Consider the following 24,598-nt stretch of genomic DNA (forward strand, 5'->3'; position numbering starts at 1 on the left):
AAAATATCAAAAAACTACAATTATTTTTCATTACTATATTTTAGAAGATAAGAAAGGGTAATAGCTGAAAATGATAAGATAATTGTCCATATGCTAATCATAAAGCCAATTGCGCTTACAGTCATATAAATCTTCCTCCCGTATATTGATATTGGATGTTCACGCGTAGTAACTCACAAAGTTAAATTATCAACTTTTCACCACTGGTTATCTCTTTACCATATTTTTTCTTTATTGACAAATAAGATTCAATAAAACCTATAATACCTACAAGAATGATTACAATCCTTGCTGACTGAACCCAGGACACAAGCTGAGGCGTTTTTTCCAAAAAACCAGGAATCCATTTAAAGTAACCTTGTTTTATATAATCCCTTGTAGAAAACACAATCAATATCAATAACATTAAAGGAGATACTACTTTTACAAATATATTAAAAAACCACGGTTTTACTTTCCAATAAGCTCCTCTGTTCGTCTCATCAAGCCAGTACTTTCCAAAAAGCCAAGCGCCTACTATTACTTCAAGCAATCCAAATATAAGTATTAGGTAACTCCCAACCCAATTGTCAAGCTCCGTAAGATAAGCCAGGTTTGTAGTTTTTGTTAAAATTGGCTCAAGACCTACTGGCAAACCACTTATTACATACAGCATAAATACTACAAAGGCCGCTACTTTTCTCTTGACGCCGAGATCCTCTTCTAACAATGCCGTAAGATAATTATACATGGCTATAGCTGAAGTAAATCCTGCAAAAAATAAAAGTAAAAACCAGAGAGTCCCGAAAAATTGTCCCCCACCCATGTTCCTGAATATGTTTGGAAGGGATATAAACGATAAACCTACACCCGCTCCCAGTCCTTCTGGTCCTAAAAAAGCATAGGCTATAGGGATAACTATTGTACCACCTAATATTACTTCGGCAAATTCATTGAGAGACGCTGTTGTAATTCCCGACAAGACGATATCGTCATCTGCCTTTAGATACGAGGCATAATTTTCTATGATTCCCATACCCAACGACAGCGTATAAAACACCTGACCCGCAGCCTTAAGAGCGGTTTGCCATGAAAGCTTACTCCAATCTGGATTCCACAAATAATTAAGCCCCTTTATCGCTGACCAATCAGGTCTTACAGGACTTCCAACAGTCAATGATCTTATAGCTAATATTATACCAAAAATATATAATACAGGCATCATAATTTTAGACCATGTCTCAATCCCTTGTTGTATGCCTCTTGTCACAGCTAATCCTAATAAAGCTAAAGCAATTATCCAAAAGGTGATTTCAAGTCCTGGCGATTGAATATAGTCTGTAAACACCTTTCCTGTAGATACAGCTTTATTCATATATTTACCAGTTACTGAAAGATAACTGTAGCCCAATGTCCAACCTATTATATGATTATAATAAGAGTTTATCAATATTGTTACCATAAACGCAAACATCCCGCAGATAGACCCAATTATTATAGCGTATTTAGGTTTTATGACTTCTCTGGCTTGAAGGTATATCATAGGCCCAATAGTAGCGTGACCGTATTTACCGCCATATCTTCCAAGGTTCCATTCTACCATCAAAATAGGTATACCCAGTATAATTATTGCGGCTATATATGGAATCATAAATGCTCCGCCGCCATTAGATGCAGCTAGATATGGATATCTCCAAAAATTACCTAGTCCAATTGCATTACCTGCCATTGCCAATATAAGTCCTAATTTCGAGCCCCAATTTTCACGATTATTCGACATCGAATATCATCACTATCCTTTCTACATTATTTAGTCTAATTATTTTGTCGAATCTTTAATTACCATTTGATTATATAAAAAATTTAAGCATTGTGCAAATTATTTATTTTGAATTGCTACAAAAATTTAATAAACGATATACTAATTTTTACAAAGCAATAAAAAGGCTATCCCACACAGAGGATAGCCTTTTTATCATATTCTTTAACCTATTTTCAAAGGCAATTGACACTGAACGAGATCGACCATGCCATGATAATAAGGAGCAGGCGTAGATAAAGTTAAGTATGCCTCTACAGGCTCATCTTTCCTATCAAGTTTTATTATGAATTTATTCCATCCTTTTTTTAACCTTATTTGGCTATAACTTTTTCCATCACCACTATAATTCGGCCTAGGTATGCGCGGCGTATCTACACCATGTATATATTCATCATTTAACCATAGCTTAAAGCTGCAATTAGAGGACAAACCTACCCATCCATCTCTTTCATCAGGACAGTAGGTAAAATTAACCATATAAAGGATACCTGCTGAATTCTCAAAATAAGGTTCTACTTTCAGCTCGTTGTCTTCAAAATCAACTACCTGAGCTTTGCTCAGAACATCATCCAGTTCTTTTATATTTATTTCGCTATCGGATTTAAAGATAAGCCATCGGCGGCATCCTAACAACACCAATGGTATGTCGACAACCTGAGGTCTATCGGCAATATCAATATGTATAGTCCCTTTATTTATCTGGGCGATATATTTGACATCGTTTACCTCAAGTTCAAAACTCACCGTGGTCTTACCAGACTTTAACTCTACATCATAATTCGAGGGTCGAGATACCCATCCATCAGGTAAATTCATATTTATCTTTGCTTTTAACGCCACAGGATGATCATTAATTATTTCCAATTCAATGTCTTTCACGACTCCTGGCTTTATCACAGGATTACCTTTATAGTCCAGGCCTGCTTTTACCGTTTTTAAGTCGTAATCTACCTTATATGGCGATGCATACCACAGTTGTTTTATGTCATCAGGCGCATATAACTTTTTCTCATTAAAATTATCCAACTTAGCAAATGGCCCTATAGAAACATCGGCATCAAAATATGACAATACCTTTTTACCCATTCGGCAGACTCTTTCAGTTAATTCAGCAAGATTATCCGGCTCTTTGAGATTTATAATGCCGCCCCAAGATGCGTTTGTAGTGATCTTATCGCTTAAGGGATCTGACCATTTCTTAGGGATAGCTTTTGTACCATACATTATACCCAGAATAGAGCCTACTGTGGCTCCAGTGCAATCAGTATCGTATCCACAGTTTACAGCCTTACATATGGCGTCGCCAAAATCCTGACCATATAAAAACCCGATTGTCTGAAAACCCAGATTTACTGGCGAATACTGTGCTATTGGACTATAAACATTTTGTAACACATATTCTCTGGCCTCTCTCCAGTCCAATCCTTTTTTATAGGCTTCAATAGCACTTTTTATAGCAATGGCTGTCTTTGATTCTTCGGGAATATACGATAAACCAATATCTAAAAGCTTTTCCTTATCATCAATCAAAAAAGCAGCAGCTTCCACTGCGGCGTTAAACATCTCACCATATACCGATTCTCCTCCTGCATGATCCACTATAGAATCTTCGTAGGCATAGCGGGCAGCGATATCTGGTCTGCCGGGCGATACACATGCCCATATCTCTGAGCGGATCGGACTTCCCATACAATTTTTAAACCAATTGTTATAACACCCAGAAATAGGTGGTATCAAACCCTGTTTGAGATTGGTTTTGTGCAGTCCATATTCATCAAAATTGTACTGTATGCAGTCAAGCCAGTATTCTGCCAGGTCTCTGGCTTTGATGCCCGGACCCTTTTCTTCCAGCGCTTTCAGCCATATGAGTTGTATCTCCAGATCGTCATTGGGTATACCACCCTCCTTCAGTTCTGGATACCACCACACATCAAACATCTCTTTTTCTCCATATATCCTTTCCAAAGGACCTCCAAGAGTTCCTCCGCAATTCTTCCCTACCCAGCAGGCATAGACCTTATCATAATAGTCTTTTTCAGATATGGTAACCATATTATTCCCCCTTCTATATCGACATTTCCTTTTTATATTACCACATTTTCTCATATCGTCAAGCTTTATCAAAAAATATATTGAACTCTTCCCATACGTGAAATATGAGAAGAGTTCAATGCTTTACACTTACCTAAATGTCAGGCAGAAATCTCGCTATTTGTAGTAATAATCAATCAGAGCTTCAGGTAACCAATATTTCCTATTCTTTTTTTGCCTTGTTCAGCACCACTTTGGTTTTCTGTACTCTGAATCATTCCTTGCTGAGTTCTCACCCTAGTCATTATAACACCATACTGTTCAGGTCCTGCTATGATCTCTCCGAAATTATCTAGAAATTCTAACTTTTCCAAAAGCATCTCAGGAGGTATATCCTCATTCATATGGAGTAAGCCGTGGTTAATTATAGTCAGGCCTTTTGAAAGGTACTTCAATTCCTCTTTAGTCATACGGTGTTCACTTTGGTTTATTATCAATTTTTCAGAATAGGTAAGTATATTTACATTTATGTCTTCTAAAAGATCTAATATAGCACTCTTTAACTCTTTCTTGCATATTATCGTTCCTTTTGTCCTTATCTTTTGTATATGCTTTTTTAGCAAGTCCTCAGTTACGTCCTCATCAAACCGCACACTATCCTGGAAAGCCACTTTGGAATTATTGAATTTTCTTATCGACAAGGAATCAATTGTTACGTCGCCTTCCACTTTTATAAAATCGTCGAGTTGTAAAATTTCTATAGCAGTCCTTTCTCTGTTCTCCAGCTTTTTGTTAACAGCATCTAAAAGCTTTGGATTAGCAAGAACTAATTTACCTAATATTTCCAATTTGTCTATTTTCTCATCAAATAGATCAGCATCTATATCCTCATTTATAGTAGCCTTACCCATTACGATGACATGGGATTTGGGATTGAGTACCTGTAAAAAGGAATTATCTATGGTTTGACTGCCCTTATATATTGAAGCATTTTCATTATAAGATACGATTTCTCCATTGACCTCCTGTAGCTTAGCATACAAAATAGGCAGCAGGCTTTTGGGGCAAAATATCTCGCCATTCACTATAAGTTTATCAATTTTTTGTTCAAAATTTTCTACTGTGACATCAGACTTTATAAAAAGTTCACCATTTACGCATATAGATAAAGGTGTTGAAATTCCCGATAAGAAATCGGTCGTTATCTCTGTTTCCCCATTTAAGAATTTGTAGTCCTCGGGTACCTCTATAGAAGTGCCCATGTTTAATATATTAAGCTTAGTCAAAAAGGCTCTAGTATTAGGGCTATATATGACCATACCTACATTCGCTATCTTCTCTATATCCTCTATGCTCTCAAGAGTAGCCTCCCTTATGTCTAACACGCCTACATTTCCTATTTCCATAAACTAATACCTCCTATCCATTTTATTTTTAATTATTTTTCTGGCAGTATGAAGGTGATATCTTACAGTAGCATCAGGGATAGAAAGTACCTTAGCAATTTGCCTGCTCGTCATGCCCAGGACATAATGCTTATACACGATATCCTGCAATCTCTCAGGAAGATAAGCTAATATGTTCTGAAACTGAATTTTTGAATCAAAATCATCTTCAAACGGTATGTCATCCTCCTGTTCCAATGGCGTCACCGTCTTCTCCCGCCGGCGGATATCGAGAAGACAGTGTTTAAGCGTGGTAAAGAGCCAGGCCTTTTGCTTGTATTCTGGTAGGATTTTTATTAACTCAATATTGGACATAGCCTTTAAAAAAGTTTCTTGAACCAGATCAGCAGCTTCATGTCCGTCCCGGGCTATAGAGCAGGCAAATCTCATGAGGTCTTTCTCAAACTTCTCGTACAGCTGTTCTATCGACATCTAAAATCCCCCGTTTATAGCATTTGTATCACCTTCAATTGTATAACGTATAAGGAAGCAAAAGTGTTTGAAAAATTTATATCGCGGTAGATTATTCGCTATAAACATTTATTTAAAGAAAAAAGACGTCCTTATCTTTGGTCCGCAAATGCATGTAAATATAAATACCCGGAATCTTAGATAAAAGCTTCAAATACTCTATTGACAGTTAAATATGTATTTGATATAATAGTTGACGTCACAGGGGAATAGCTCAATTGGTAGAGTAGCGGTCTCCAAAACCGTTGGTTGCGGGTTCGAGTCCTGCTTCCCCTGCTGCAGAAGATATTATATGATATTATATAATAAAGAAGCTCAAGAGATATTACTCTTGAGCTTCTTTTGTCTATTAAGAAATAGAGTTAATTTGTTCGTGGAGGAATTCTACTGTTTTTGGCAATAGAATATCGGGATCTCCGGGAACCCCACATTCCAGTGCCATATAACCAGTATATCCACCTTGCTTTAAAACTTTAAACGGTTCCTTAAAATCAGTATGTCCCATCCCCGGCAACAGCCTATTAGAATCAGCCAAATGTACATGAGCAATGTCATCAATGTGATTCTTTAAAGATTCTGCTATATCCCTTTCCTCTATGCTCATATGGAAAAAATCGGCCATCATTTTAATTCCTTTTCTATGGGTTTGTGCTATTATAGAAGCGCCATCGTCGAGAGATTTTATAAAATGGGTCTCGTACCTGTTTAATGGTTCAAGTAAAAGATATACACCATGTTCACTGGCAAATTCCCCTAAATCATCAAGCTCTTCTAAAAGAAGCTTTTCTTCAAGCTCTCTAACGCCCATGAAAGGACTTAAATCCGGAAGCCGCGGTGCACCAAATATCGGAACCATGATCAATCCTACGGCTCCCAACTCGCTGGTATAAATCAACAGTTTTTTAATATCATCCATCGCCATTTTGCGTTCTTCCAGAGAGCTATCCAGAAGGCATCCCCTGTAGCCTGAACAAATTGTACTTATTCTTATCCTTCTTCCTTTAAAGGATTCTTTCACCTCATCCAATCTATCTTCTATATCTCTACCCCACAATTCTACACCGTCAAAGCCAAAGTATTCTAATTTTGCTACCTTTTCTTTTAAGTTTTTGCCGTCTACAAGGTTTTCCTGACACGCTAACTTCATAATATACACTCCCCCTTTTATAAACACCTGATCAAACAAGATCCAATCAAATAACTACAACAGAACCTGTTTCAATGGACTTATTAGCAGCTAAAGTGAGCTGCAAAGATTTTACGGCATCAGCATATGGCGATCTTACTAATCCGGGATTATTTGATTTTATCGCTTCGATAAAAGCACGATCCTCTATCATCCCCTGGTCTTGTCTGGTTATATATTCTATTGTGCTATATCTTGTCATAAACCTTACCGCCCTACGCAAATCATATTCTATCCTTGCATCTCTACACATTATGCGCAATCCATTGCCTTTGTCTGGCGCTTCACCGGTCAAATAACATCCCGTAAAAAGGGTAGCGACAACGCCATTTTTAAACGTCATAGTAGTTGCAGAATAATCTTCCACATCATATCCCGGTACATCTTTTACAAGCCCCTTCTTCGCACTGCAATAGACACTATCTACCTCTCCAAAAAGATACCTAAGCATATCAAACAGATGTATATTCTGTTCCACGATTTGTCCACCTGATTGCTCCTTTTTCTTCCACCACGGTACACCAGGTATTCCACCTATCCAGGATCCATACACTATACCCACTTCCCTGTCCCTCAGGTACTCTTTAAGTTTATCTATGATATCAAGATATCTGTCCTGAAATCCCACAGCAGAAATTATGCCTTTCTTTTCTATAGCTTCTTTTACCTCATTGGCCTTTTCCATGCTAAGCGCCATAGGCTTTTCCACAAATATATTAAAGCCCTTTTCAATGGCCCTGGTTTCAGTATCTGTATGAGCATACGGAGGAATACATATATATACAGCATCTAGATCGTCTTCTGCATCGTAAAGTTCCTTATGGCTATAGTAAGCACGAAACGCATTTACTTTTTTCTTCATAGCCTCCCGTCTCTCCTCTATAGGGTCAGCAACAGCTACGATATCCACGTCGTCCATTTTCAGCAGATGGTCCACATGATAATGAGCTATGCCACCACAGCCTACCAGGCCAACTCTCACTTTTTTCACATTGATCTCCCCCTCAAATATAAGATATCTATTACCTATAATTATATATTCTACAAAAATTTATATAATCCTTTTATTTAACTAACATGTATAAAAATTCTTATATTCCCTAGAATAATTAATAATAGGATTCTTGAAAATCCAGGTGGGGCTGACATATATGTTAAATTTTATAAAAAATCTCTTTACAGGCAGACAAAATGAGGGTCGAACTGAGAACAAGGATGTTAACATAGCGAAAAATTTAGATGACAATGAAAAATATATCAAAACTATTTTTGATAAATGTTCAGATATCGTCATAAGGAAATTCAACATTGCCAATAATCCCAACTACAAAGCTGCTCTTATCTACATAGATGGCATGATACAACAAAACATCATTGAAGAATCTATCATTAAAAGACTGACAAATAAAAATGCGGATCATACGTATAACCCCGGTAGTGAAAAATATTCTAAATATTTACTGGGAATAAAGGATGAAGACATTTATGAAAAAATGGATAACGCCATAGAAGCTATCTTAAATGGCAATCCGGTTTTATTTATAAACGGCATAAGTAAAGCTTTAAACGTCAATCTAAAAAATCCACCGGGTAGAAACATTGAGGAACCTACTACTGAAACTGTTGTTCGTGGTTCTCGAGAAGGTTTTTCAGAATCCATAAGAATAAATACATGTCTTTTAAGAAAAAAGATAAAAAACGTAAATCTAAAAATGGAATGTCTTAAAATAGGGAAACAGACAAAAACAGACGTAGTAATAAGCTATCTAGCTAATATAGCAAACCACAAAATAGTAAATGAAGTCAAGGAAAGGTTATCTAAAATAGATATTGACTCTGTACTGGATTCCAATTTCATTGAAGAATACATAGACGATCATCCTTTGTCTTTTTTCCCTACTATATTCCGAACGGAAAAACCGGATGTAGCAGCAGGTAAACTGCTGGAAGGTCGCATAGCAATAATAGTGGATGGGACTCCGACGGTTTTGACCGTACCTGCCATTTTTGCAGAATTTATACAAACAGGTGAAGATTATTATATGAGATTTATTCCAGCCACACTAAATCGCTGGCTAAGATACTTTTCGTTTTTTTTATCGCTCACATTACCAGGTTTTTATGTGGCTTTGGTGACATTTCACCAGGAATTAGTGCCTACATCGTTGGTGGTCACCATCATAAAAGCCAGAGCTGGTGTCCCTCTGCCTTCTCTATGGGAATGCTTTATGATGCTGTTAGCTTATGAAATATTGAGAGAAGCAGGAGTAAGAATGCCAAGGGCTGTAGGTCAGGCTGTCAGTGTAGTTGGAGCTCTTGTCTTAGGTCAAGCAGCCGTTGAAGCAGGACTGGTCAGTACGCCAATGGTCATAGTAACAGCTCTTACAGGCATCGCTTCATTTACTATACCTTCGCCGGAGATGAACATGGCGCTTACATATCCTCGGTTTATATTGCTATTTTTAGGTGGAACTTTAGGCATACTGGGCCTTACCTGTGGTCTACTTATAATGTTGATGAATCTCATATCTATGAGGTCATTTGGAGTGCCATACATGGGCCCAATAGTACCTCTAATCATGGAAGAATTGCCTGATATAGCAATACGTGCGCCTTTATGGTCGACAATTAGAAGACCAAAACTCATCACTTGGAAAAGGGATAATAGAAGGCAAACTATAACGCGAATATCTTCTATAAAACAAGAACAGGAAAAGGCCACGCAACAAAAGTTAAAGGAGAAATAATCTATGAAAAAATTCTTTCCTATTTATCTAATGATAATAATTATACTAGTACTATTTACATCCGGTTGTGCTGCGAAACAGGAAATTGAAAAACTGGCTATAGTGGTGGCATCGGGTTTTGATTATTCAGCCGATGGTAAATACGTCGTAACTGTACAGATATTAAAAACTCAAAAGCAACCATCCGCTGGTATGGGAGGCAAAGAAAGCAGCCAGCAGCCTCCTGTAGATGTTATCGTTTTTAGCAGCAAAGGCGATTCTATTTTTGATGCTATAAACAATCTATATACACAATTAGGTAAAAAGCTTCTTTTTGCTCACGATAAATTTATTCTCATAGGAGAAGATTTGGCAAAGTCAGGTGTATCAATACTGATAGACAGTGCTTTAAGGGGACGCGATACAAGGCCTAATATACCCATATTTGTTGCAAAAGGCAAAGCTTCGGACATCGTAAAAGCTGTAACACCTGAAGAGAGTATCCCTGCCAATGCAATTGAAAATATAATGACAAGACAACTATATATAGGATTTTCTCCCCTTGTCTCTAAAGTAGATTTTGACAATGCATTGGCTAGCAAATTTTCTTCCCCTATAGCAGGAGTAATGGAACTGCAAAAAAATATAATGACAATTAATGGTGAAATCTTTAGAATTGAAGGAACTGCTGTATTTAAAAAGGATAAACTCATCGGTTATATGAACAAAACAGAAACCAGAGGCATGCAATGGATAAAAGGGAAGGTAAAAGCAGGAGACATCATAATACCATCGCCTGATAAGGGTAAAATCACGCTTGAAATAATCAGAAGTAGTAGTAATGTTAGGCCCATAATAAAGAATAATAGACTTATAATGCAGATAAATGTAAATGAAGAAGGAAATATACGAGAAATGACAGGCAAACTGGATCCCATGAAAAATCCTAAAATTATAGATCAGCTGGAAAAACTGCAGGACGAAGCAATAAAAAGAGAAATTGAGATAGCATTAAATACAGCACAAAAAAAGTATAAAGCAGATATATTCGAATTTGGCAATAAAATACACAAATCCTATCCAAAAATATGGGAAAAAATCGAAAAAAAATGGGATGTAATATTTCCTTATCTTGATGTAGAGATAAAAGTAAATTCTCACCTGCGACGAATCGGAACCATATCCAGACCTTTATATTGATAGGAGGGATAAACTTGAAAACAAAGATTTCAGTATATCAAATGTTCGCAGCTATGATATTGCATCCTTTAGGCAGTACTATACTCTTCTTTTTGACTCCTGAAGCTAAACAAGATGCCTGGATAGCAATGCTAGTATACATACCTGCGGGCATTTTATTGCAGCTTATATACACTACTCTATACTATCAATACCCTGATGATACCATAGTCACGTACCTACCCAAAATCTTCGGTAGATTTATAGGGTACATACTGAGCATCGTATATATTACATATTTCGCATACCTTGCTGCAAGGGTCCTGAGGGATTTTGCTGAACTCTCATTGATTGCTATAATGCCTGAAACACCCTTAATTGTAGCTTCTGCAATGTTTATGTCAGCAATTGCTTATACCGTATTTACAGGACTTGAAAACCTCGCCCGCGCCGCTCAGATAGCTTTGCCTATATCTATATTTGTGTTTATAACCGAATACGCATTATTATTCGTTACTCCTGGTGTAGTAAAATTCGATAACTTAAAACCTGTCCTTGAAAACGGTATAATCCACGTTATAAAAGCAGGCTGGCTTCTCATCACTTTTCCTTTTGGAGAAACTGTAACATTTGCTATGATATACCCATCTGTAAACGAACCATCAAAGGTTAGAAAAGCCGCTTTTATGGCCATTATATTTGAAGGAATACTCCTTACAGTAAATACTATAATATACATAGCATCATTAGGAATAAATTTTGCAACTACTGCCCTCTTCCCCCTTTTGGAAACATTACGCCTGATAAAGGTAGGCTTTATAGAGCGCTTAGATATACTACTCGTTGTAATCATGGCATTAGGAGGTCTTTTTAAAATTAGTATTTTTATGTACGCGTCTATGCTGGGTACAGCACAGCTTATAAAATTAAAGGACCCCAAATATCTGGCTTTACCTTTTGGCATAGGCATAATAATTTTTTCAATATTGATTGCCAAAAACTACCCTCAGCACATCCAATTAGGCCTGGAATGGACTCCTGTTTATATACATATTCCAATACAGATAATAATACCAGTATCAGCTCTGATTGTACACTTTATAAAAAAATGGATTTCATTGTCCAAGTAAAGCTCTCATCACTTCATCAAAAGGCATCTTTCTTACTTGATCCATAATCTTTTCTAACTGGGTTTCCTGTTTTAACGAACCAGAAAGGATGATTTGAACAGTCTGATTTCTATCTATTAAAATAGAAATGGGTTCTAGCACTCCGGCTAATAACCCTAATATCACCAGTGCCTGAGAGGTCGTTATGTTTATACCGCTTTCCTTCTTTTTTTTGGGACCTTCACCTTCATCATCATCGCCGTGAAGCTTATCTCTCTGGCTATTACCTGTTAAATTCATGTCTTTTGCTATATTTTTTAGGAGCAAATTTATATATTCAGAAGAAAACACCTTGTTCACCCCTCAAGACCTATGGGACGATTATTGGAAATAAGGGTTGTTCTGAAGGACCTGCAAAACCCATACTAAACCAGAAAACCAGCAAATATACTATGAGCAACAATATATCACGCTTTACATCTTCCTCTTTTTCATCGGAAGCACACAACATATAAATCACTTCCTCAAACAACGATTGACTACAATATATTCTATTGCAAATTACTCTATTTTGTGAAAATAAAACTAAGCCTCTATACTTTCCAGGGTAATCCTGGCGTAAATCAATTTTTTCTTTTGTACAGGAAGCTTAGAAAACTGGAAAGAATCCTTAACCATATTTATGGCATCCTCCAGTTTTTCATAACTGTTAGCATATATCGTAGCGTAAGCCTGGCCCTCTTTCAATTTATCTCCTACTTTGCCTCCCAGGACGATGCCAACCGAATGGTCAATTTTGTCTTCTTTTTTCTCCCTACCTGCTCCTAATCTCACTGCACATACTCCCAGTTTAAAGGCATCTACGTCTTTTATATAACAATCTTCATCTACCACTAGGCTGTGCACAAAGGTACTTTGGGGTAATTTTGTATAATCATCCAGCACACTTGGGTCTCCGCTCTGTGCTTCTATTATTTCTTTGAATTTCGTTAAAGCATCACCATTATCTATATTTTCCTCTAAAACATGTTGAGCCTTTATCAGATTTTTTTCTATACCTGCTAAAACCATCATCTCTGCGCCAAATCTCACGCAAAGTTCCCTAAGATCCTGATGTCCATTGTTCTTTAAAACTTCCGCTGCTTCTATTATTTCCAGTGCGTTACCTATAGCCAGACCCAGAGGCTGATCCATATCCGTCACATATGCCACCACTTCTTTGCCGGCCAGATATCCTATTTTCACCATAGTCTTTGCCAGCTCCAACGCCTCTTCATAAGTCTTCATAAATGCTCCTTTGCCAAACTTTACATCAAGCAATATCTTGTCAGCACCTCCTGCCAGCTTCTTGCTCATAATAGAGCTGGCAATAAGAGGTATAGACTCTACTGTTGCAGTTACATCTCTTAAGGCATAAAGCTTTTTATCAGCAGGTACCAAATTTTCTGATTGCGCCGTTATAGCTGCTCCTACTGTCATGACATTTTTTAAAAATTCATCTTTTGTAAGCTGGGTTTTAAAACCTGGAATAGATTCCAGCTTGTCTATAGTTCCACCGGTATAACCCAAACCCCGCCCAGCCATCTTTGCCACTTTTACACCGGCTGAAGCTACCAGAGGTAATAACACGAGGGTCGTGGTATCGGCGATTCCTCCACTGCTGTGCTTATCTACTTTTATGCCCTCTATAGAACTCAAATCCATTACTTCACCAGATCTGGCCATAGACAACGTCAATGCCGTTGTTTCTTCATAGCTCATACCCTTAAAATACACAGCCATAAGAAATGCCGCCATCTGGTAATCGGGTATAATTCCTCTTACATATCCATTTACCAGATACTCTATTTCCTCTGCAGTGAGGCTTATGCCATCGCGTTTTTTCTGAATAAGTTCAGGTACAAACACCATTATCGCCCCTTAAACAGCAAGCTATCACAATTTAAATGCATACGGCAGTAATTCCGCCGTCTTAAATTTCAAAATCTTCGTCATATCTCTATTCACTAATACAATTTCTGCTTCTGGCGCCAGCTCCAATATGACCTGCCTACAGGCACCACAGGGTGAAATGGGATCGTCGGTCTCGCCAATCACCACGATGGTCTTAATATCCCTTTTCCCTTCTGAATACGCTTTAAAAAGCGCTACCCTTTCAGCACACATCGTCAGACCATAAGACGCATTCTCTACATTACATCCTGTAAATATAGATCCATCTCCTGTCAATGCCACAGCTCCAACTTTAAAACCAGAATATCGGGCATAAGCATTATTTTTAGCATTAAAAGCCTTTTTTATCAAATCTAATGTGCTCTCATCAGGTACGTAGTCAGATTCAACCATTGTAGTTTCTCTCCTTAGCTTTAAACATCACTTCATTGTAAACTGTACCTATAGGTATGCCACTATTTATAGAGGCTTTTTTTACGTCTTCATATTCAGGTACAGATTTTATCAATTCTCCTCCTAAAAATCCATTCTTTACTCTCACAATCCCATAAGGGGTATCTATCTCTGTAAAACTTCTGTTTAATTTTTCCCGCTGTATCTTCAATATCCTTATGCCAAAGGTCGTGGTCTCTCTAAACAGTATATCTTTCATAACAGAAATATCATCAAGCTTGCACAAAACAGAAAACTTAACAGCAGGTCTTTCTTTTTTCATTATTATAGGCGTCAAAAATACATCCAGTGCACCGTTGTCAAATAATTTTTGCATCACATACTGATAATATTCGGGATTCATGTCATCGATATTGGTCTCTAAAAGTACCAGTTCTTCTACCTCATTAAGGCTAATCACATCGCCGTTTTTTTTTTTCCTCCTGCAGCTCACCATAGATAACCCTTAATACATTGGGAATCTCCATATCTCTTGTTCCGGCGCCATATCCGATCTTCTCCATCGTCATAGCTGGTAAACTGCCAAATTTTTCCGCCAATGTTTTCACAATAGCTGCCCCTGTAGGTGTAACTAACTCCTTCTTTACTCCATTATCATATACAGGAATACCCTTTAAAAGCTCTACCGTAGCAGGAGCAGGCACAGGTATAACTCCGTGCATACTATGAGTCATGCCGCCTCCTATGGGTAATGGCGAACACCATATGATATCAGGTTTTAACATGTTTATAGCTAAAGCCGTACCCACAATATCTACTATAGAATCTATGGCACCAACCTCATGGAAATGCACTTCTTGAGGAGGCTTACCGTGAATTTTGCCTTCCGCCTGGGCCAGGTTTTCAAATATGCGTACTGCCATATCTTTAACATCCGCTTCCAGCTCGCTGTTTTCTATAAGTTCCTTTATTTGTGCAAAATTTCTATGTACATGCTCGCCTTGATGATGTTTATGATGCTCGTTTTCATGATGCTCATGATCTATATGGTGTTCATGCTCATCTGTGTCATTACGATCATTACCATGTAAAAGGTTAACTTTAAAATACGTAGCACTTATGCCGTTTTTAGATGTTTTGCCTATATCCAGAATATATCCATCCAGGTTCAAAAGCCCCAATTTCCTTAAAAATTCGTCCTTATCAAGCCCTAGATCCAGCAGAGCTGCAATAGTCATATCACCACTTATACCTGCAAAACAATCAAAGTAGAGTACCTTCACCTTTCTTGCCCCCGTTCTCCTATCTTGTTTATCATGCTGGCCAGATAACCAGCCCCAAATCCATTATCTATATTTACCACACCTATTCCACTGGCACAACTGTTCAGCATGGTAAGTAATGCAGACAAACCGTTAAAATTGCTTCCATATCCTACACTGGTAGGCACAGCTATTACCGGGCAATCTACCAATCCACCTATCACGCTAGCCAGCGCCCCTTCCATACCAGCAACGGCTATTATTACTCTTGCCCGCATCAGCCTTTCTGAATTCATCAAAAGCCTGTGTATTCCCGCCACTCCTACATCATACAACCTGTCAACGGTATTCCCCAATACCTCCGCCGTCACCGCCGCTTCTTCTGCTATAGGAATATCCGCAGTACCCCCGGTAGCCACCAAAATAATTCCCTTAGTCTTTTCCAGTTCTCGTCTTTTTACTACCACTATTCTCGCCAGCTCGTAGTATTCCGCATCGTTAGTTATTTCTTTTATGGCTTCATATACTTCTGGTGTGGCTCTGGTCGCCAATATGTTATTCTCTCTTTGAAGCATTTTTTGTACAATGCCCACTATATGCTCTATCCTTTTACCCTGACAGAATATCACTTCGGGATACCCTGTCCTTATATTTCTGTGGAAGTCAATTTTGGCATAACCCAGGTCCTCAAAAGGCAATACTTTGAGCTCCTGGATAGCATCCTCTATGGTCATCTGCCCGTTTTTTACTTTCAACAAAAGTTCCTTTAATGACTTTTCATTCATGATAATATCGCCTCTTTTATACCTTTATTCATGTTGCCGGATCTATAACCACTTAAGTCAATTGCTATATATTTATAACCTATTTTTGATAGCTCATCCACTACTTTCTTTCTAAGCTCATCATTCATAAAATCCTTTATGTTTTCTTCCGGAACTTCTATCCTGGCTATGTCTCCTTGATGATGCCTTACCCTCAACGTCTTATATCCTAACCTCATCAAAAATTCTTCTGCCTGTTCAATCATACTTAATTTTTTCTCTGTAATATCTTCCCCATAAGGCACCCTGGTAGCAAGGCACGCATAAGATGGCTTGTCCCACGTGGGTAAACCATAGGCTTTTGAGAGCTCCCTTATGTCTTTCTTCGTCATGCCTACATCTTTAAGTGGACTTATAACTCCAAGCTCCTCAGCAGCCTTCATGCCAGGTCTAAAATCGCCTGCATCATCGACATTAGAACCATCCAGAACATAATTTGCACCGTTTTCTTTAGCGATTTCTATCAATTTTGAAAACCGGATCTTCTTGCATATATAGCACTTGTTTACAGGGTTTTGTACAAACTCTGGGTTGTCCAGTTCATTGGAATGTACGATGATATGCCTTACACCTATACTTTGAGTATAAGCTGTTGCTTCATGAAATTCCCTTTCGGGATATGTAGGAGAAACTGCCGTAACGGCGATAGCCTTATCGCCCAGCACATCGTGAGCCACTCTTAACAGATAAGTGCTATCAACACCTCCCGAAAAAGCTATAGCGACAGAACCCATCTCTTTCAACCTTTTTTTCAGGATCTCTTCTTTTTCAATGGCACTCATACTCATCCCCCAAAAAAGTCCTATTTAAATTTTGGCATAGTTCCCTTAACTTTTCCGCATTTACTACGTAATAAGAGCATCCTTCTGATTTCTCACATCTCACAAGGCCTGCAGATTTTAAGATCTTCAAATGGTGAGAGACATTAGGCTGTGATATACCTATTTCATCCGCCAGATCGCATACGCAATATTCATCGCCTTTTTGCTGCTTCAACAATAAATCTAATATCCTAAGCCTTATCGGATCACTTAAAGCCTTAAAAATCTCTACCATAGACAATATCTCTTCCAAACTACCTCAACCCCATAATCCAAAATAAATAAAAATATTTGCATATTTAAATATAAACATGTTTTTATTATACCACATATCTCATCTGATGTCTAACGTGAAACCAGCAACTGACACTTTATTGCGCCAGTTTATATCTCATATAATCTATAAACTGCCTGGCACTGCGTGGAGACCTGCCGTTATGCCACATAGCCCATCTCAATGCCTCTTCTCTTAATATATTCCAATCCATATCTATGCAATACCGTTGGGCGAGACCCCGTACAATATCAAGATATTTTTTCTGATCAGGAGTCGTAAACGTAACGGTTATGCCAAATCTATCAGCCAGTGATAATTTTTCCTCCTTTGTATCCCTATTATTCAGCTCATTATCCGAGGTAAGTTCTTTTACAATATGCCTCCTATTGGATGTCGCATATATTATTACATTAGGTGGCAAGATTTCAATGCCGCCTTCCAATATAGATTTAAATTCCTTATATCTCATTTCTGTCTCATCAAAAGATAAGTCATCAAAAAATAATATAAATTTAAGCCCGCGATTTTTAACATAGTTAATTATATCAGATAAATACATCACATCGTTCAGGCTTACCTCTACCATTCTCAATCCCTGGCTGCTAAATTCATTGAGCAAGGCCTTAACTGTGGAAGATTTACCTGTGCCTCTTTCCCCGTACAAAAGCACATTGCTGGCGGGCAAACCTTTAAGGAAGGCTTTGGTGTTATCGATGATTATCTTTCGTTCTTCTTCATATCCTATTAAGTCATCAAAGGTTACAGGATCTACATTGCTAATCCCTTCTAAGTGTCCTCTGACACCTTCTGCAATCCAGCGAAAAGCTGTGTATTTACCAAAAATCCCGCATCCATTTAAGCGGTAATAATCAGACAGATATTCAACGATTTTACCTTCATCTTCTAAATCCCATAACTTCGCTAAAGCCAGCATTTTATTTACCGAAGATCGCTGCTTTGGCAACTCCTCAAAGCACCCTTCATGAGCTGGAAGATCTATATCGGCTAATTCTTTTGCGATACGTACAATATCTATACGGCTTAAAGACCGCAACACATTGATTTCCTGTGAAACAGCCCTGGCAAGAGGATCACCTATAGCACTAATGCCATATATTTCTGATGCGAGGCTAAACACATTTTCATCATAAGCTATATATTCCGTCAAAATTTTGCTCCAGATGTTTCGCGATACGCGATTTTGTATGGCATATTCCATAATTTCACTATAGAAATTGCCATAGAGAGAATAAATAACATCGATGGAAGGATTTTCTTTTAAAAGCTCATATAAAATACCTGTTGCATGTTTAACTAAAGGTTGATTAGCAACTCCTCTATATATGATTAATTTTTTTAATTTATCCAGCATCTCTTTTAATGCCTCACGCCTATGCACTCTGAGCATCACCTTTCTAATCTTTCTGATAAAAATCTTTTCACTTCATCAATTGTCGGCAACGCTGGTATTGCACCTTTTTTAGTTACCGTGATAGTACCACAGGCATTAGCGATTCTCAAAATATCCTGTAAAGCTTTAGATGTCATATGTCCATCCTTAAATTCATTTATGCGCTCATGTATGCCGTACAGCACACCTGCTACAAACGCATCCCCTGCTCCAGTGGCATCAATGGCCTTTACATCCTTGAATGTCTCTACATGTCCTCTCTCTCCCCTGTATACATAATCAACGCCTTCTATACCTCGCGTTACCAGAATAAGGGACGCAGAAGTTTTATCTTTCAAGGCTTTCAAGCCGCTATCTATATCCCTTATACCCGTCAAAAACTCCAATTCCACTTCACTCACTTTGAGAATATCAGGTAGGTTCAACGTCGACAATATAGTCTTTCTTGCCGTTTCCTCATCAGGCCATAAATTAAGCCTCAAATTAGGATCATAGCTAATAATAAGACCATGTTTTTTGGCTATATCAATGGCGTAAAGAGTAGCTGTTCTGGCTGGTTCATCAATCAAAGAAATGGATCCAAAGTGAAATATATGGGCAGATTTTATGTAATCTTCAGAAATCTTTTCTTTTCTCAACATCATATCGGCTCCCGGATGCCTGTAAAAGACAAAATCTCTATCTCCGTCCGCTGTCAGTGAAACAAATGCCAGCGTAGTCCTGGCCTCATCCGTCAAATCCATATGACAAGTATCAACACCGTAGCTGTTTAACGTATCTTTTAAAAAACGGCCAAAAGGATCATTTCCTGCCGTGCCAATAAAGCCGGATTTCACTCCTAATTTTGAAACTGCTACAGCCACATTGGCAGGAGCCCCTCCAGCAGCTTTTAAAAAGCCCGGAGATTGAGCCAGCGTGACGCCCGATTCCATTGAAACAAAGTCTATCAATATCTCACCTATTGAAATAATGTCAGGCATAAAAAATCTCCCTTCCAATTTTTATCATAATCATTGTTCAATCTACCATTATGATACCATAATGGTAGAGATACTGCAATTCTGCGTGAACTGCGAAAATTCCGTTAATTTTTGTTGCATATTTTTCACATATGTGTTAGAATATTTAAAATTTATTTACTCTACGGGGGGATGCTGATGGAAGCTATAATAGTTGAAAAACTCACAAAAGTATTTAAAACAAAAATAAAAAGAGAGGGTTTTAAGGGAAGCATCAGGTCCATTCTTAAACCTGAATTCAAGGAGATCAATGCCGTCAATGAACTCAGCTTTACTGTAAACGAGGGAGAAATTATTGCGTTTATTGGACCAAATGGAGCAGGAAAATCCACCACCATAAAAATGATGACAGGTATCCTGAACCCCACCAGCGGTAGTATCAGTGTTCTTGGTTTGAACCCTATTACTCAGAGAAGTCAATTGAGCTACAGGATAGGCACGGTATTTGGCCAGAAATCACAGCTGTGGTTCCACTTACCTCCCATAGATACTTTTAAACTCCTGGGCAGTATATACGAAATAGACAGCAAAAAGTTAAACCAGCGCATTTCATATCTTTCAGAAGTCTTTGAACTTAGGGACCTCATGAATATACCCGTGAGGAAATTATCTCTTGGGCAAAGGATAAGATGTGAAATAGCGGCCTCTCTTCTGCACAAACCTGATATTATTTTTCTCGATGAGCCTACAATAGGACTTGATGTGGTAGCAAAGCAAAAAATAAGGGAACTCATCAGACTTATGAACAAAGAGGAAAAAACCACAGTATTCTTAACTTCCCACGATATAGGTGACATCGAACAGGTATGCAAGAGAGTTATTATAATCAACAACGGGAGTATCGTACTGGATGAATCAGTAAAAAACCTCAAACACAATTATTTCAGTAAAAAAATTGTTGGTATACGATATTATGATAAGCCACAGTATGATTTTAAAAACTTCCACGTGGTTAAAGACTCGGGGCAATCACTTAAGATTGAAATAGATACAGCCATCACATCTATAGATTATGCAGTCTCACAGCTAATGAAGGCAGGTAAAGTAGCTGATATAACCATTGAAGATATACCTCTGGAAGAGGTCATATCAATGATATACAGACAATCGGATAAAGGAGATGATGCTTATGAATCGGTTCAAAAAATACTGGGTAGTATTTAGCATAAGTATCTCTAACAACCTCGTATACTTGACTAATTTCATATCGGGCAATATTTTTGTTATGTTTATACTGTTTATCTATGTAAACCTCTGGTCAAATATTTACAAAGACAAAAGTGTAATTTCTGGTTTTACATTTAAGCAGCTTCTCTGGTATCTATTTATGACAGAGGTCATATCCTTAGCCAAAACCGACATCTTTAAAACCATAAACACAGACGTAAAAAACGGTAATATTGCTTATCTCATAAATAAGCCTTATAACTATATCTTTTACAATTACTTTAACGCCTGGGGTGAAATTATACTGAAAACACTAACGAACATAATCGCAGCAGGTGTTTTAACTTATACTTTTGTAGGCCCTTTAAAAGTTAATATAGCTATATTACCAGTAATTGCTCTGTCAATGTTTATGAGTATATCCATAAATTTTTTTATAACCACAGCACTTTCGCTGACATCTTTCTGGTTCGAAGAAAACACGGCCTTTTTCTGGATATACACCAAGCTAATATTTATAGTCGGAGGAATGCTGATACCTATAGAAATGTTTCCAGGTTGGCTCAAGGCTATATCCCTTAAATTACCATTTGCATACGTCACATATGGCCCAGCCAAATTACTTGTAAGTTTCGACCCCCATATCTCCATAGAAATCTTATCATATCAGTTGGTATACCTTCTGACTTTCATGTTTCTTTCTATATATTTATTTAAATTAGGAAGCAGGTGTTTGAATGTTAACGGAGGTTAAAAGCCATTTAAAGTTAATTGCTAGGTATTTCCTGTTGAACCTTTCCAGTGCCATGGAATACAGGGTAAGTTTTATACTGCAGGTTCTGGGTATGGCTTTAAACAACAGTGCCTTCCTGGTTTTCTGGTGGCTGCTTTTTGAAAAAGTAGGCAATGTGGGAGGATATGGACTAAAGGAGGTTTTACTCCTCTGGGGTTTGGCCTCATCTTCTTACGGTATGGCCCATATAGTATTTGGCAATATAAGAAACATAACAAATATAATAGTAAATGGGGAACTGGATATATATTTGTTACAGCCTAAAAACGTTCTGGTAAATCTCCTGGTTTCAAACACCATGGTATCAGCATGGGGCGATTTAACATACGGTTATATACTCTTTTTCATATCGCAGGGGTTTAATATAAAGGCCTTTCTGTTATTTACTTTATTTTGTATCACAGGGGCTCTGTTACACACAGGGCTGATGGTCGTAGCCCATTCTTTTTCGTTTTACTTGGGTAATGCTGGGTTTTTGGCTGAAACCATAAAAGAATTTATAGTCAGTTTTACTATTTATCCTGAGGGAATTTTTAAGGGCCTCACTTTATTTATACTGTATACAATAATACCGGCAGCGTTTATCACATATATCCCCGTCAACATAATAAAGACATTTTCAACAGAAAAAATTTTGATCCTTCTGGCGTTTGTCCTACTTTATACAACCATAGCTTTTATCATCTTTGAAAAGGGGCTAAAGAAGTACGAATCCGGCAACCTTATAAACACCAGGATGTAACATGCAATATATAAACCGAAATAATAAATAGCCCGTCACGTAATGTACGGGCTATTTATTATTTTCTCTTTTATAGTGGAGGGAGATGGATTCGAACCATCGAAGGCTGAGCCAACAGATTTACAGTCTGCCCCCTTTAGCCACTTGGGTATCCCTCCATAATATCGATGTTTTCGCTTATCACTTAATATCAATAACGACTTTTATAGTATACAATATCTATCGTCAAATGTCAAGAACACTGCGCCCTGGAATTGTTGACTTTTTTAAAATAAAGTGATATTTTAATCTATGTCATGTTCTAAATGCTCTATTGTAAAATATTCATGTTTATTATATAGCCCTATTATAGGTAGAGCATCGTTATGATAGTGGCGTAATTAAATAATTTTTTAATTTAATTTTATTGATAATCAAGGAGACATGAAAATGTTAATTCGAAAAGATGTTTTAAATCTAACTATACCCATTATCACTGAACAAACATTTGTAATGTCTATGGGTGTTATAAATACCATTATGGCTAGTCGTCTGGGAAAAGAAGCTGTCTCAGCAATAGGAATGGTTGATTCTATAAATAACATATTTATCGCATTTTTCTCTGCATTAGCAGTAGGTGGTACAGTAGTAGTAGCACAATACATAGGTCAAGGTAACGTGAAATATGCCAATGAATCGGCAAAGCAGGCTATTTATTCAGGGACGTTATTATCTTTAATAATTACAACAGTAATGTGGATTTTCCGTCGATATATGATTACATTGCTATTTGGTTCAGCAGAACTAAGTGTTATAAATAATGCCAACATATATATGACCATAACCCTGTTGACATATCCGCTCATTTCATTACAACTTATAGCTAGTGGTGTGCTTAGAGGTGCTGGTGACACTAAAACTCCTATGAAGATTACAATTATAATGAATATAATTAACGTGATCTTAAGCTATCTGTTAATTTATGGTTTACGAATTAATCTCTTGTTCTTACATATGTTTTTCGTTGGTCTGGGAGTCAGGGGCGCAGCGTTGGGAATTGCCAGTGCTAGGATCGTCGGGACAGTTGCAATAATGTTAGTTTTAATAAGGGGTTCAAAAATTATTAAACTGACTCAGATGCAAAGATTTAAATTAAATACTATACTCCTTAAATCAATATTTAATATAGGCATTCCTGCCAGTATAGAATCATTGCTCTTTAATGGGGGCAAATTAATAACACAGATTTATATAGTAGATATGGGCACTATATCTATTGCAGCAAACTACATAGCCGGTTCTGTGGCTGGTTTGTTAAACATACCAGGATCAGCATTGAGCATAGCTGCAACTACCATTGTTGGTCAGGATATGGGCAAAGGAAATAGCGATGAGGCAAAAGATTCTATGTGGTATTTGACGAAACTATCAACTTTATGTCTTACGATATTGGGCGCATTTTCGTTTCCGCTTGCCAAAATGCTGGTATCTTTATATACTCAAAACAATGATATAATAATTCTTGCTGCAACTCTGCTTAAGTGGAATGCAGTATGGCTACCTGTATGGTCGTTGGCTTTTGTTTTACCTGCAGGTTTAAAAGGTGCTGGCGATGCGAAATATACAATGGTTACTTCTATTATAGGTATGTGGGTTTTCAGAATCACATTGGGCTACATATTAGGAATACCGTTAAAAATGGGTGTAGTTGGAGTATGGTTGGGTATGTTCATTGATTGGCTTATCCGCGGGATTTTATATTATATACGCTTACAAAATGGTAAGTGGAAAGAACATACCGTGATTCAAAAACTTTCGTATTGACAAATTCATATATTCATGTTAATATATAAATCGTCAACAGGGAGGGATACCCAAGTGGCTAAAGGGGGCAGACTGTAAATCTGTTGGCTCAGCCTTCGATGGTTCGAATCCATCTCCCTCCATTGTGATCGTAATGTGACTATAAATTGTTTGAAGTAGAAAGGCCTGAAGAAGGTCTTTTTTTG

24 protein-coding genes and 3 tRNA genes are annotated in these 24,598 nt (G+C 37.6%); 8 read left to right on the forward strand and 19 right to left on the reverse strand.

The window, feature by feature from the left end; all coding sequences use genetic code 11:
• Nucleotides 1–181: 181 nt before the first annotated feature.
• The 4 genes from BUB87_RS00425 to BUB87_RS00440 form a co-directional block, all read right to left on the reverse strand.
• Nucleotides 182–1,759 carry a sodium:neurotransmitter symporter family protein gene (locus BUB87_RS00425; RefSeq protein ID WP_073341118.1) on the reverse strand — a complete coding sequence of 526 codons (1,578 nt, stop codon included), beginning with the start codon at nucleotides 1,757–1,759 and terminating at the stop codon, nucleotides 182–184.
• Nucleotides 1,760–1,963: 204 nt separating this feature from the next.
• Complete coding sequence (locus tag BUB87_RS00430) at nucleotides 1,964–3,853, reverse strand: ADP-ribosylglycohydrolase family protein (RefSeq protein ID WP_073341119.1); 1,890 nt, start codon at nucleotides 3,851–3,853, stop codon at nucleotides 1,964–1,966.
• 176 nt (nucleotides 3,854–4,029) lie between these two features.
• The gene (locus tag BUB87_RS00435) at nucleotides 4,030–5,238 is read right to left on the reverse strand and encodes a hypothetical protein (RefSeq protein WP_073341120.1); all 1,209 of its coding nucleotides are present in this window, start codon (nucleotides 5,236–5,238) and stop codon (nucleotides 4,030–4,032) included.
• A 3-nt stretch (nucleotides 5,239–5,241) separates the two neighbouring features.
• Entirely contained in the window at nucleotides 5,242–5,709 is a 468-nt protein-coding gene (locus tag BUB87_RS00440; protein ID WP_073341121.1) for an RNA polymerase sigma factor, read from the reverse strand.
• Between the two features lie 242 nt (nucleotides 5,710–5,951).
• Here BUB87_RS00440 and BUB87_RS00445 point away from each other — a divergent pair.
• Nucleotides 5,952–6,024, forward strand: a tRNA-Trp gene (locus tag BUB87_RS00445).
• A gap of 73 nt (nucleotides 6,025–6,097) precedes the next feature.
• Here BUB87_RS00445 and BUB87_RS00450 read toward each other — a convergent pair.
• Together BUB87_RS00450 and BUB87_RS00455 are read right to left on the reverse strand one after the other, a co-directional pair.
• Complete coding sequence (locus tag BUB87_RS00450) at nucleotides 6,098–6,895, reverse strand: sugar phosphate isomerase/epimerase family protein (protein ID WP_073341122.1); 798 nt, start codon at nucleotides 6,893–6,895, stop codon at nucleotides 6,098–6,100.
• Nucleotides 6,896–6,941: 46 nt separating this feature from the next.
• Nucleotides 6,942–7,925 (reverse strand): Gfo/Idh/MocA family protein, encoded by a 984-nt coding sequence (locus tag BUB87_RS00455; protein WP_073341123.1) that lies wholly within the window; start codon nucleotides 7,923–7,925, stop codon nucleotides 6,942–6,944.
• A gap of 160 nt (nucleotides 7,926–8,085) precedes the next feature.
• On the opposite strand from BUB87_RS00455, the gene BUB87_RS00460 reads away from it, so the two are divergent.
• The 3 genes from BUB87_RS00460 to BUB87_RS00470 are packed head-to-tail and all read left to right on the forward strand — an operon-like array spanning nucleotide 8,086 to nucleotide 11,969.
• A complete protein-coding gene (locus BUB87_RS00460) occupies nucleotides 8,086–9,681 on the forward strand; it encodes a spore germination protein (RefSeq protein ID WP_073341124.1) in 1,596 nt (531 codons plus the stop codon).
• Nucleotides 9,682–9,684: 3 nt separating this feature from the next.
• Nucleotides 9,685–10,860 (forward strand): Ger(x)C family spore germination protein, encoded by a 1,176-nt coding sequence (locus BUB87_RS00465; RefSeq protein ID WP_073341125.1) that lies wholly within the window; start codon nucleotides 9,685–9,687, stop codon nucleotides 10,858–10,860.
• Between the two features lie 14 nt (nucleotides 10,861–10,874).
• On the forward strand, nucleotides 10,875–11,969 hold the full coding sequence (locus BUB87_RS00470; RefSeq protein ID WP_073341126.1) for a GerAB/ArcD/ProY family transporter: 1,095 nt from the start codon (nucleotides 10,875–10,877) through the stop codon (nucleotides 11,967–11,969).
• Here BUB87_RS00470 and BUB87_RS13960 read toward each other — a convergent pair.
• The 11 genes from BUB87_RS13960 to BUB87_RS00520 all read right to left on the reverse strand — a co-directional run bounded on the left by BUB87_RS13960 (nucleotide 11,955) and on the right by BUB87_RS00520 (nucleotide 19,869).
• Complete coding sequence (locus BUB87_RS13960; RefSeq protein WP_143156583.1) at nucleotides 11,955–12,299, reverse strand: hypothetical protein; 345 nt, start codon at nucleotides 12,297–12,299, stop codon at nucleotides 11,955–11,957. The genes BUB87_RS00470 and BUB87_RS13960 overlap by 15 nt on opposite strands.
• A 19-nt stretch (nucleotides 12,300–12,318) precedes the next feature.
• Nucleotides 12,319–12,459, reverse strand: a complete 141-nt coding sequence (locus BUB87_RS14300; protein WP_159432341.1) for a hypothetical protein — start codon at nucleotides 12,457–12,459, stop codon at nucleotides 12,319–12,321.
• A gap of 74 nt (nucleotides 12,460–12,533) precedes the next feature.
• Nucleotides 12,534–13,856, reverse strand: a complete 1,323-nt coding sequence (locus tag BUB87_RS00480) for a pyrimidine-nucleoside phosphorylase (protein WP_073341281.1) — start codon at nucleotides 13,854–13,856, stop codon at nucleotides 12,534–12,536.
• A 27-nt stretch (nucleotides 13,857–13,883) separates the two neighbouring features.
• Nucleotides 13,884–14,294 carry a cytidine deaminase gene (locus BUB87_RS00485; protein WP_073341127.1) on the reverse strand — a complete coding sequence of 137 codons (411 nt, stop codon included), beginning with the start codon at nucleotides 14,292–14,294 and terminating at the stop codon, nucleotides 13,884–13,886.
• A complete protein-coding gene (gene larC2, locus BUB87_RS00490) occupies nucleotides 14,287–14,790 on the reverse strand; it encodes a nickel pincer cofactor biosynthesis protein LarC2 (protein ID WP_084110731.1) in 504 nt (167 codons plus the stop codon). The genes BUB87_RS00485 and larC2 overlap by 8 nt, the downstream gene beginning before the upstream one ends.
• Entirely contained in the window at nucleotides 14,747–15,577 is an 831-nt protein-coding gene (larC, locus tag BUB87_RS00495) for a nickel pincer cofactor biosynthesis protein LarC (protein ID WP_073341128.1), read from the reverse strand. Before larC ends, larC2 begins: the two co-directional genes overlap by 44 nt.
• Complete coding sequence (gene larB, locus BUB87_RS00500; RefSeq protein ID WP_200792729.1) at nucleotides 15,574–16,344, reverse strand: nickel pincer cofactor biosynthesis protein LarB; 771 nt, start codon at nucleotides 16,342–16,344, stop codon at nucleotides 15,574–15,576. The genes larC and larB overlap by 4 nt, the downstream gene beginning before the upstream one ends.
• On the reverse strand, nucleotides 16,338–17,162 hold the full coding sequence (larE, locus tag BUB87_RS00505) for an ATP-dependent sacrificial sulfur transferase LarE (protein WP_073341130.1): 825 nt from the start codon (nucleotides 17,160–17,162) through the stop codon (nucleotides 16,338–16,340). Before larE ends, larB begins: the two co-directional genes overlap by 7 nt.
• Nucleotides 17,149–17,454, reverse strand: coding sequence for an ArsR/SmtB family transcription factor (locus tag BUB87_RS00510; RefSeq protein ID WP_073341131.1), 306 nt, complete (start codon nucleotides 17,452–17,454; stop codon nucleotides 17,149–17,151). Before BUB87_RS00510 ends, larE begins: the two co-directional genes overlap by 14 nt.
• Before the next feature lie 118 nt (nucleotides 17,455–17,572).
• Complete coding sequence (locus tag BUB87_RS00515) at nucleotides 17,573–18,886, reverse strand: ATP-binding protein (RefSeq protein WP_073341132.1); 1,314 nt, start codon at nucleotides 18,884–18,886, stop codon at nucleotides 17,573–17,575.
• Complete coding sequence (locus BUB87_RS00520) at nucleotides 18,886–19,869, reverse strand: PfkB family carbohydrate kinase (protein ID WP_073341133.1); 984 nt, start codon at nucleotides 19,867–19,869, stop codon at nucleotides 18,886–18,888. Before BUB87_RS00520 ends, BUB87_RS00515 begins: the two co-directional genes overlap by 1 nt.
• Nucleotides 19,870–20,046: 177 nt before the next feature.
• Here BUB87_RS00520 and BUB87_RS00525 point away from each other — a divergent pair, with 177 nt between their 5' ends.
• On the forward strand, nucleotides 20,047–21,072 hold the full coding sequence (locus BUB87_RS00525; protein WP_073341134.1) for an ABC transporter ATP-binding protein: 1,026 nt from the start codon (nucleotides 20,047–20,049) through the stop codon (nucleotides 21,070–21,072).
• Between the two features lie 348 nt (nucleotides 21,073–21,420).
• On the opposite strand, the gene BUB87_RS14610 is transcribed toward BUB87_RS00525, so the two are convergent.
• Nucleotides 21,421–21,726 carry a hypothetical protein gene (locus BUB87_RS14610; RefSeq protein WP_234945908.1) on the reverse strand — a complete coding sequence of 102 codons (306 nt, stop codon included), beginning with the start codon at nucleotides 21,724–21,726 and terminating at the stop codon, nucleotides 21,421–21,423.
• Between the two features lie 86 nt (nucleotides 21,727–21,812).
• Here BUB87_RS14610 and BUB87_RS00535 point away from each other — a divergent pair, with 86 nt between their 5' ends.
• Nucleotides 21,813–22,610, forward strand: a complete 798-nt coding sequence (locus BUB87_RS00535; protein WP_073341136.1) for an ABC transporter permease — start codon at nucleotides 21,813–21,815, stop codon at nucleotides 22,608–22,610.
• Between the two features lie 76 nt (nucleotides 22,611–22,686).
• On the opposite strand, the gene BUB87_RS00540 is transcribed toward BUB87_RS00535, so the two are convergent.
• Nucleotides 22,687–22,768 (reverse strand) — tRNA-Tyr (locus BUB87_RS00540).
• Between the two features lie 271 nt (nucleotides 22,769–23,039).
• On the opposite strand from BUB87_RS00540, the gene BUB87_RS00545 reads away from it, so the two are divergent.
• The gene (locus tag BUB87_RS00545) at nucleotides 23,040–24,413 is read left to right on the forward strand and encodes an MATE family efflux transporter (protein ID WP_073341137.1); all 1,374 of its coding nucleotides are present in this window, start codon (nucleotides 23,040–23,042) and stop codon (nucleotides 24,411–24,413) included.
• 40 nt (nucleotides 24,414–24,453) lie between these two features.
• A tRNA-Tyr gene (locus BUB87_RS00550) sits at nucleotides 24,454–24,535 on the forward strand.
• Nucleotides 24,536–24,598: the final 63 nt, after the last annotated feature.

This window comes from Caldanaerobius fijiensis DSM 17918 (genome assembly GCF_900129075.1).
GTDB lineage: Bacteria > Bacillota > Thermoanaerobacteria > Thermoanaerobacterales > Caldanaerobiaceae > Caldanaerobius > Caldanaerobius fijiensis.

Coding starts and splice junctions, on each gene's coding strand:
- BUB87_RS00435 (WP_073341120.1), bottom strand. CDS start 5,238: ATGGAAATAGGAAATGTAGGCGTGTTAGACATAAGGGAGGCTACTCTT.
- BUB87_RS00465 (WP_073341125.1), top strand. CDS start 9,685: ATGAAAAAATTCTTTCCTATTTATCTAATGATAATAATTATACTAGTA.
- BUB87_RS00515 (WP_073341132.1), bottom strand. CDS start 18,886: ATGCTCAGAGTGCATAGGCGTGAGGCATTAAAAGAGATGCTGGATAAA.
- BUB87_RS00520 (WP_073341133.1), bottom strand. CDS start 19,869: ATGCCTGACATTATTTCAATAGGTGAGATATTGATAGACTTTGTTTCA.
- BUB87_RS00460 (WP_073341124.1), top strand. CDS start 8,086: ATGTTAAATTTTATAAAAAATCTCTTTACAGGCAGACAAAATGAGGGT.
- BUB87_RS00545 (WP_073341137.1), top strand. CDS start 23,040: ATGTTAATTCGAAAAGATGTTTTAAATCTAACTATACCCATTATCACT.
- BUB87_RS00450 (WP_073341122.1), bottom strand. CDS start 6,895: ATGAAGTTAGCGTGTCAGGAAAACCTTGTAGACGGCAAAAACTTAAAA.
- BUB87_RS14300 (WP_159432341.1), bottom strand. CDS start 12,459: ATGTTGTGTGCTTCCGATGAAAAAGAGGAAGATGTAAAGCGTGATATA.
- BUB87_RS00535 (WP_073341136.1), top strand. CDS start 21,813: ATGTTAACGGAGGTTAAAAGCCATTTAAAGTTAATTGCTAGGTATTTC.
- BUB87_RS00485 (WP_073341127.1), bottom strand. CDS start 14,294: ATGGTTGAATCTGACTACGTACCTGATGAGAGCACATTAGATTTGATA.
- larE (WP_073341130.1), bottom strand. CDS start 17,162: ATGAGTGCCATTGAAAAAGAAGAGATCCTGAAAAAAAGGTTGAAAGAG.
- larC2 (WP_084110731.1), bottom strand. CDS start 14,790: ATGGTGAGCTGCAGGAGGAAAAAAAAAAACGGCGATGTGATTAGCCTT.
- BUB87_RS00430 (WP_073341119.1), bottom strand. CDS start 3,853: ATGGTTACCATATCTGAAAAAGACTATTATGATAAGGTCTATGCCTGC.
- BUB87_RS00440 (WP_073341121.1), bottom strand. CDS start 5,709: ATGTCGATAGAACAGCTGTACGAGAAGTTTGAGAAAGACCTCATGAGA.
- BUB87_RS00525 (WP_073341134.1), top strand. CDS start 20,047: ATGGAAGCTATAATAGTTGAAAAACTCACAAAAGTATTTAAAACAAAA.
- BUB87_RS14610 (WP_234945908.1), bottom strand. CDS start 21,726: ATGGAGATATGGGGGTCGAAACTTACAAGTAATTTGGCTGGGCCATAT.
- BUB87_RS00425 (WP_073341118.1), bottom strand. CDS start 1,759: ATGTCGAATAATCGTGAAAATTGGGGCTCGAAATTAGGACTTATATTG.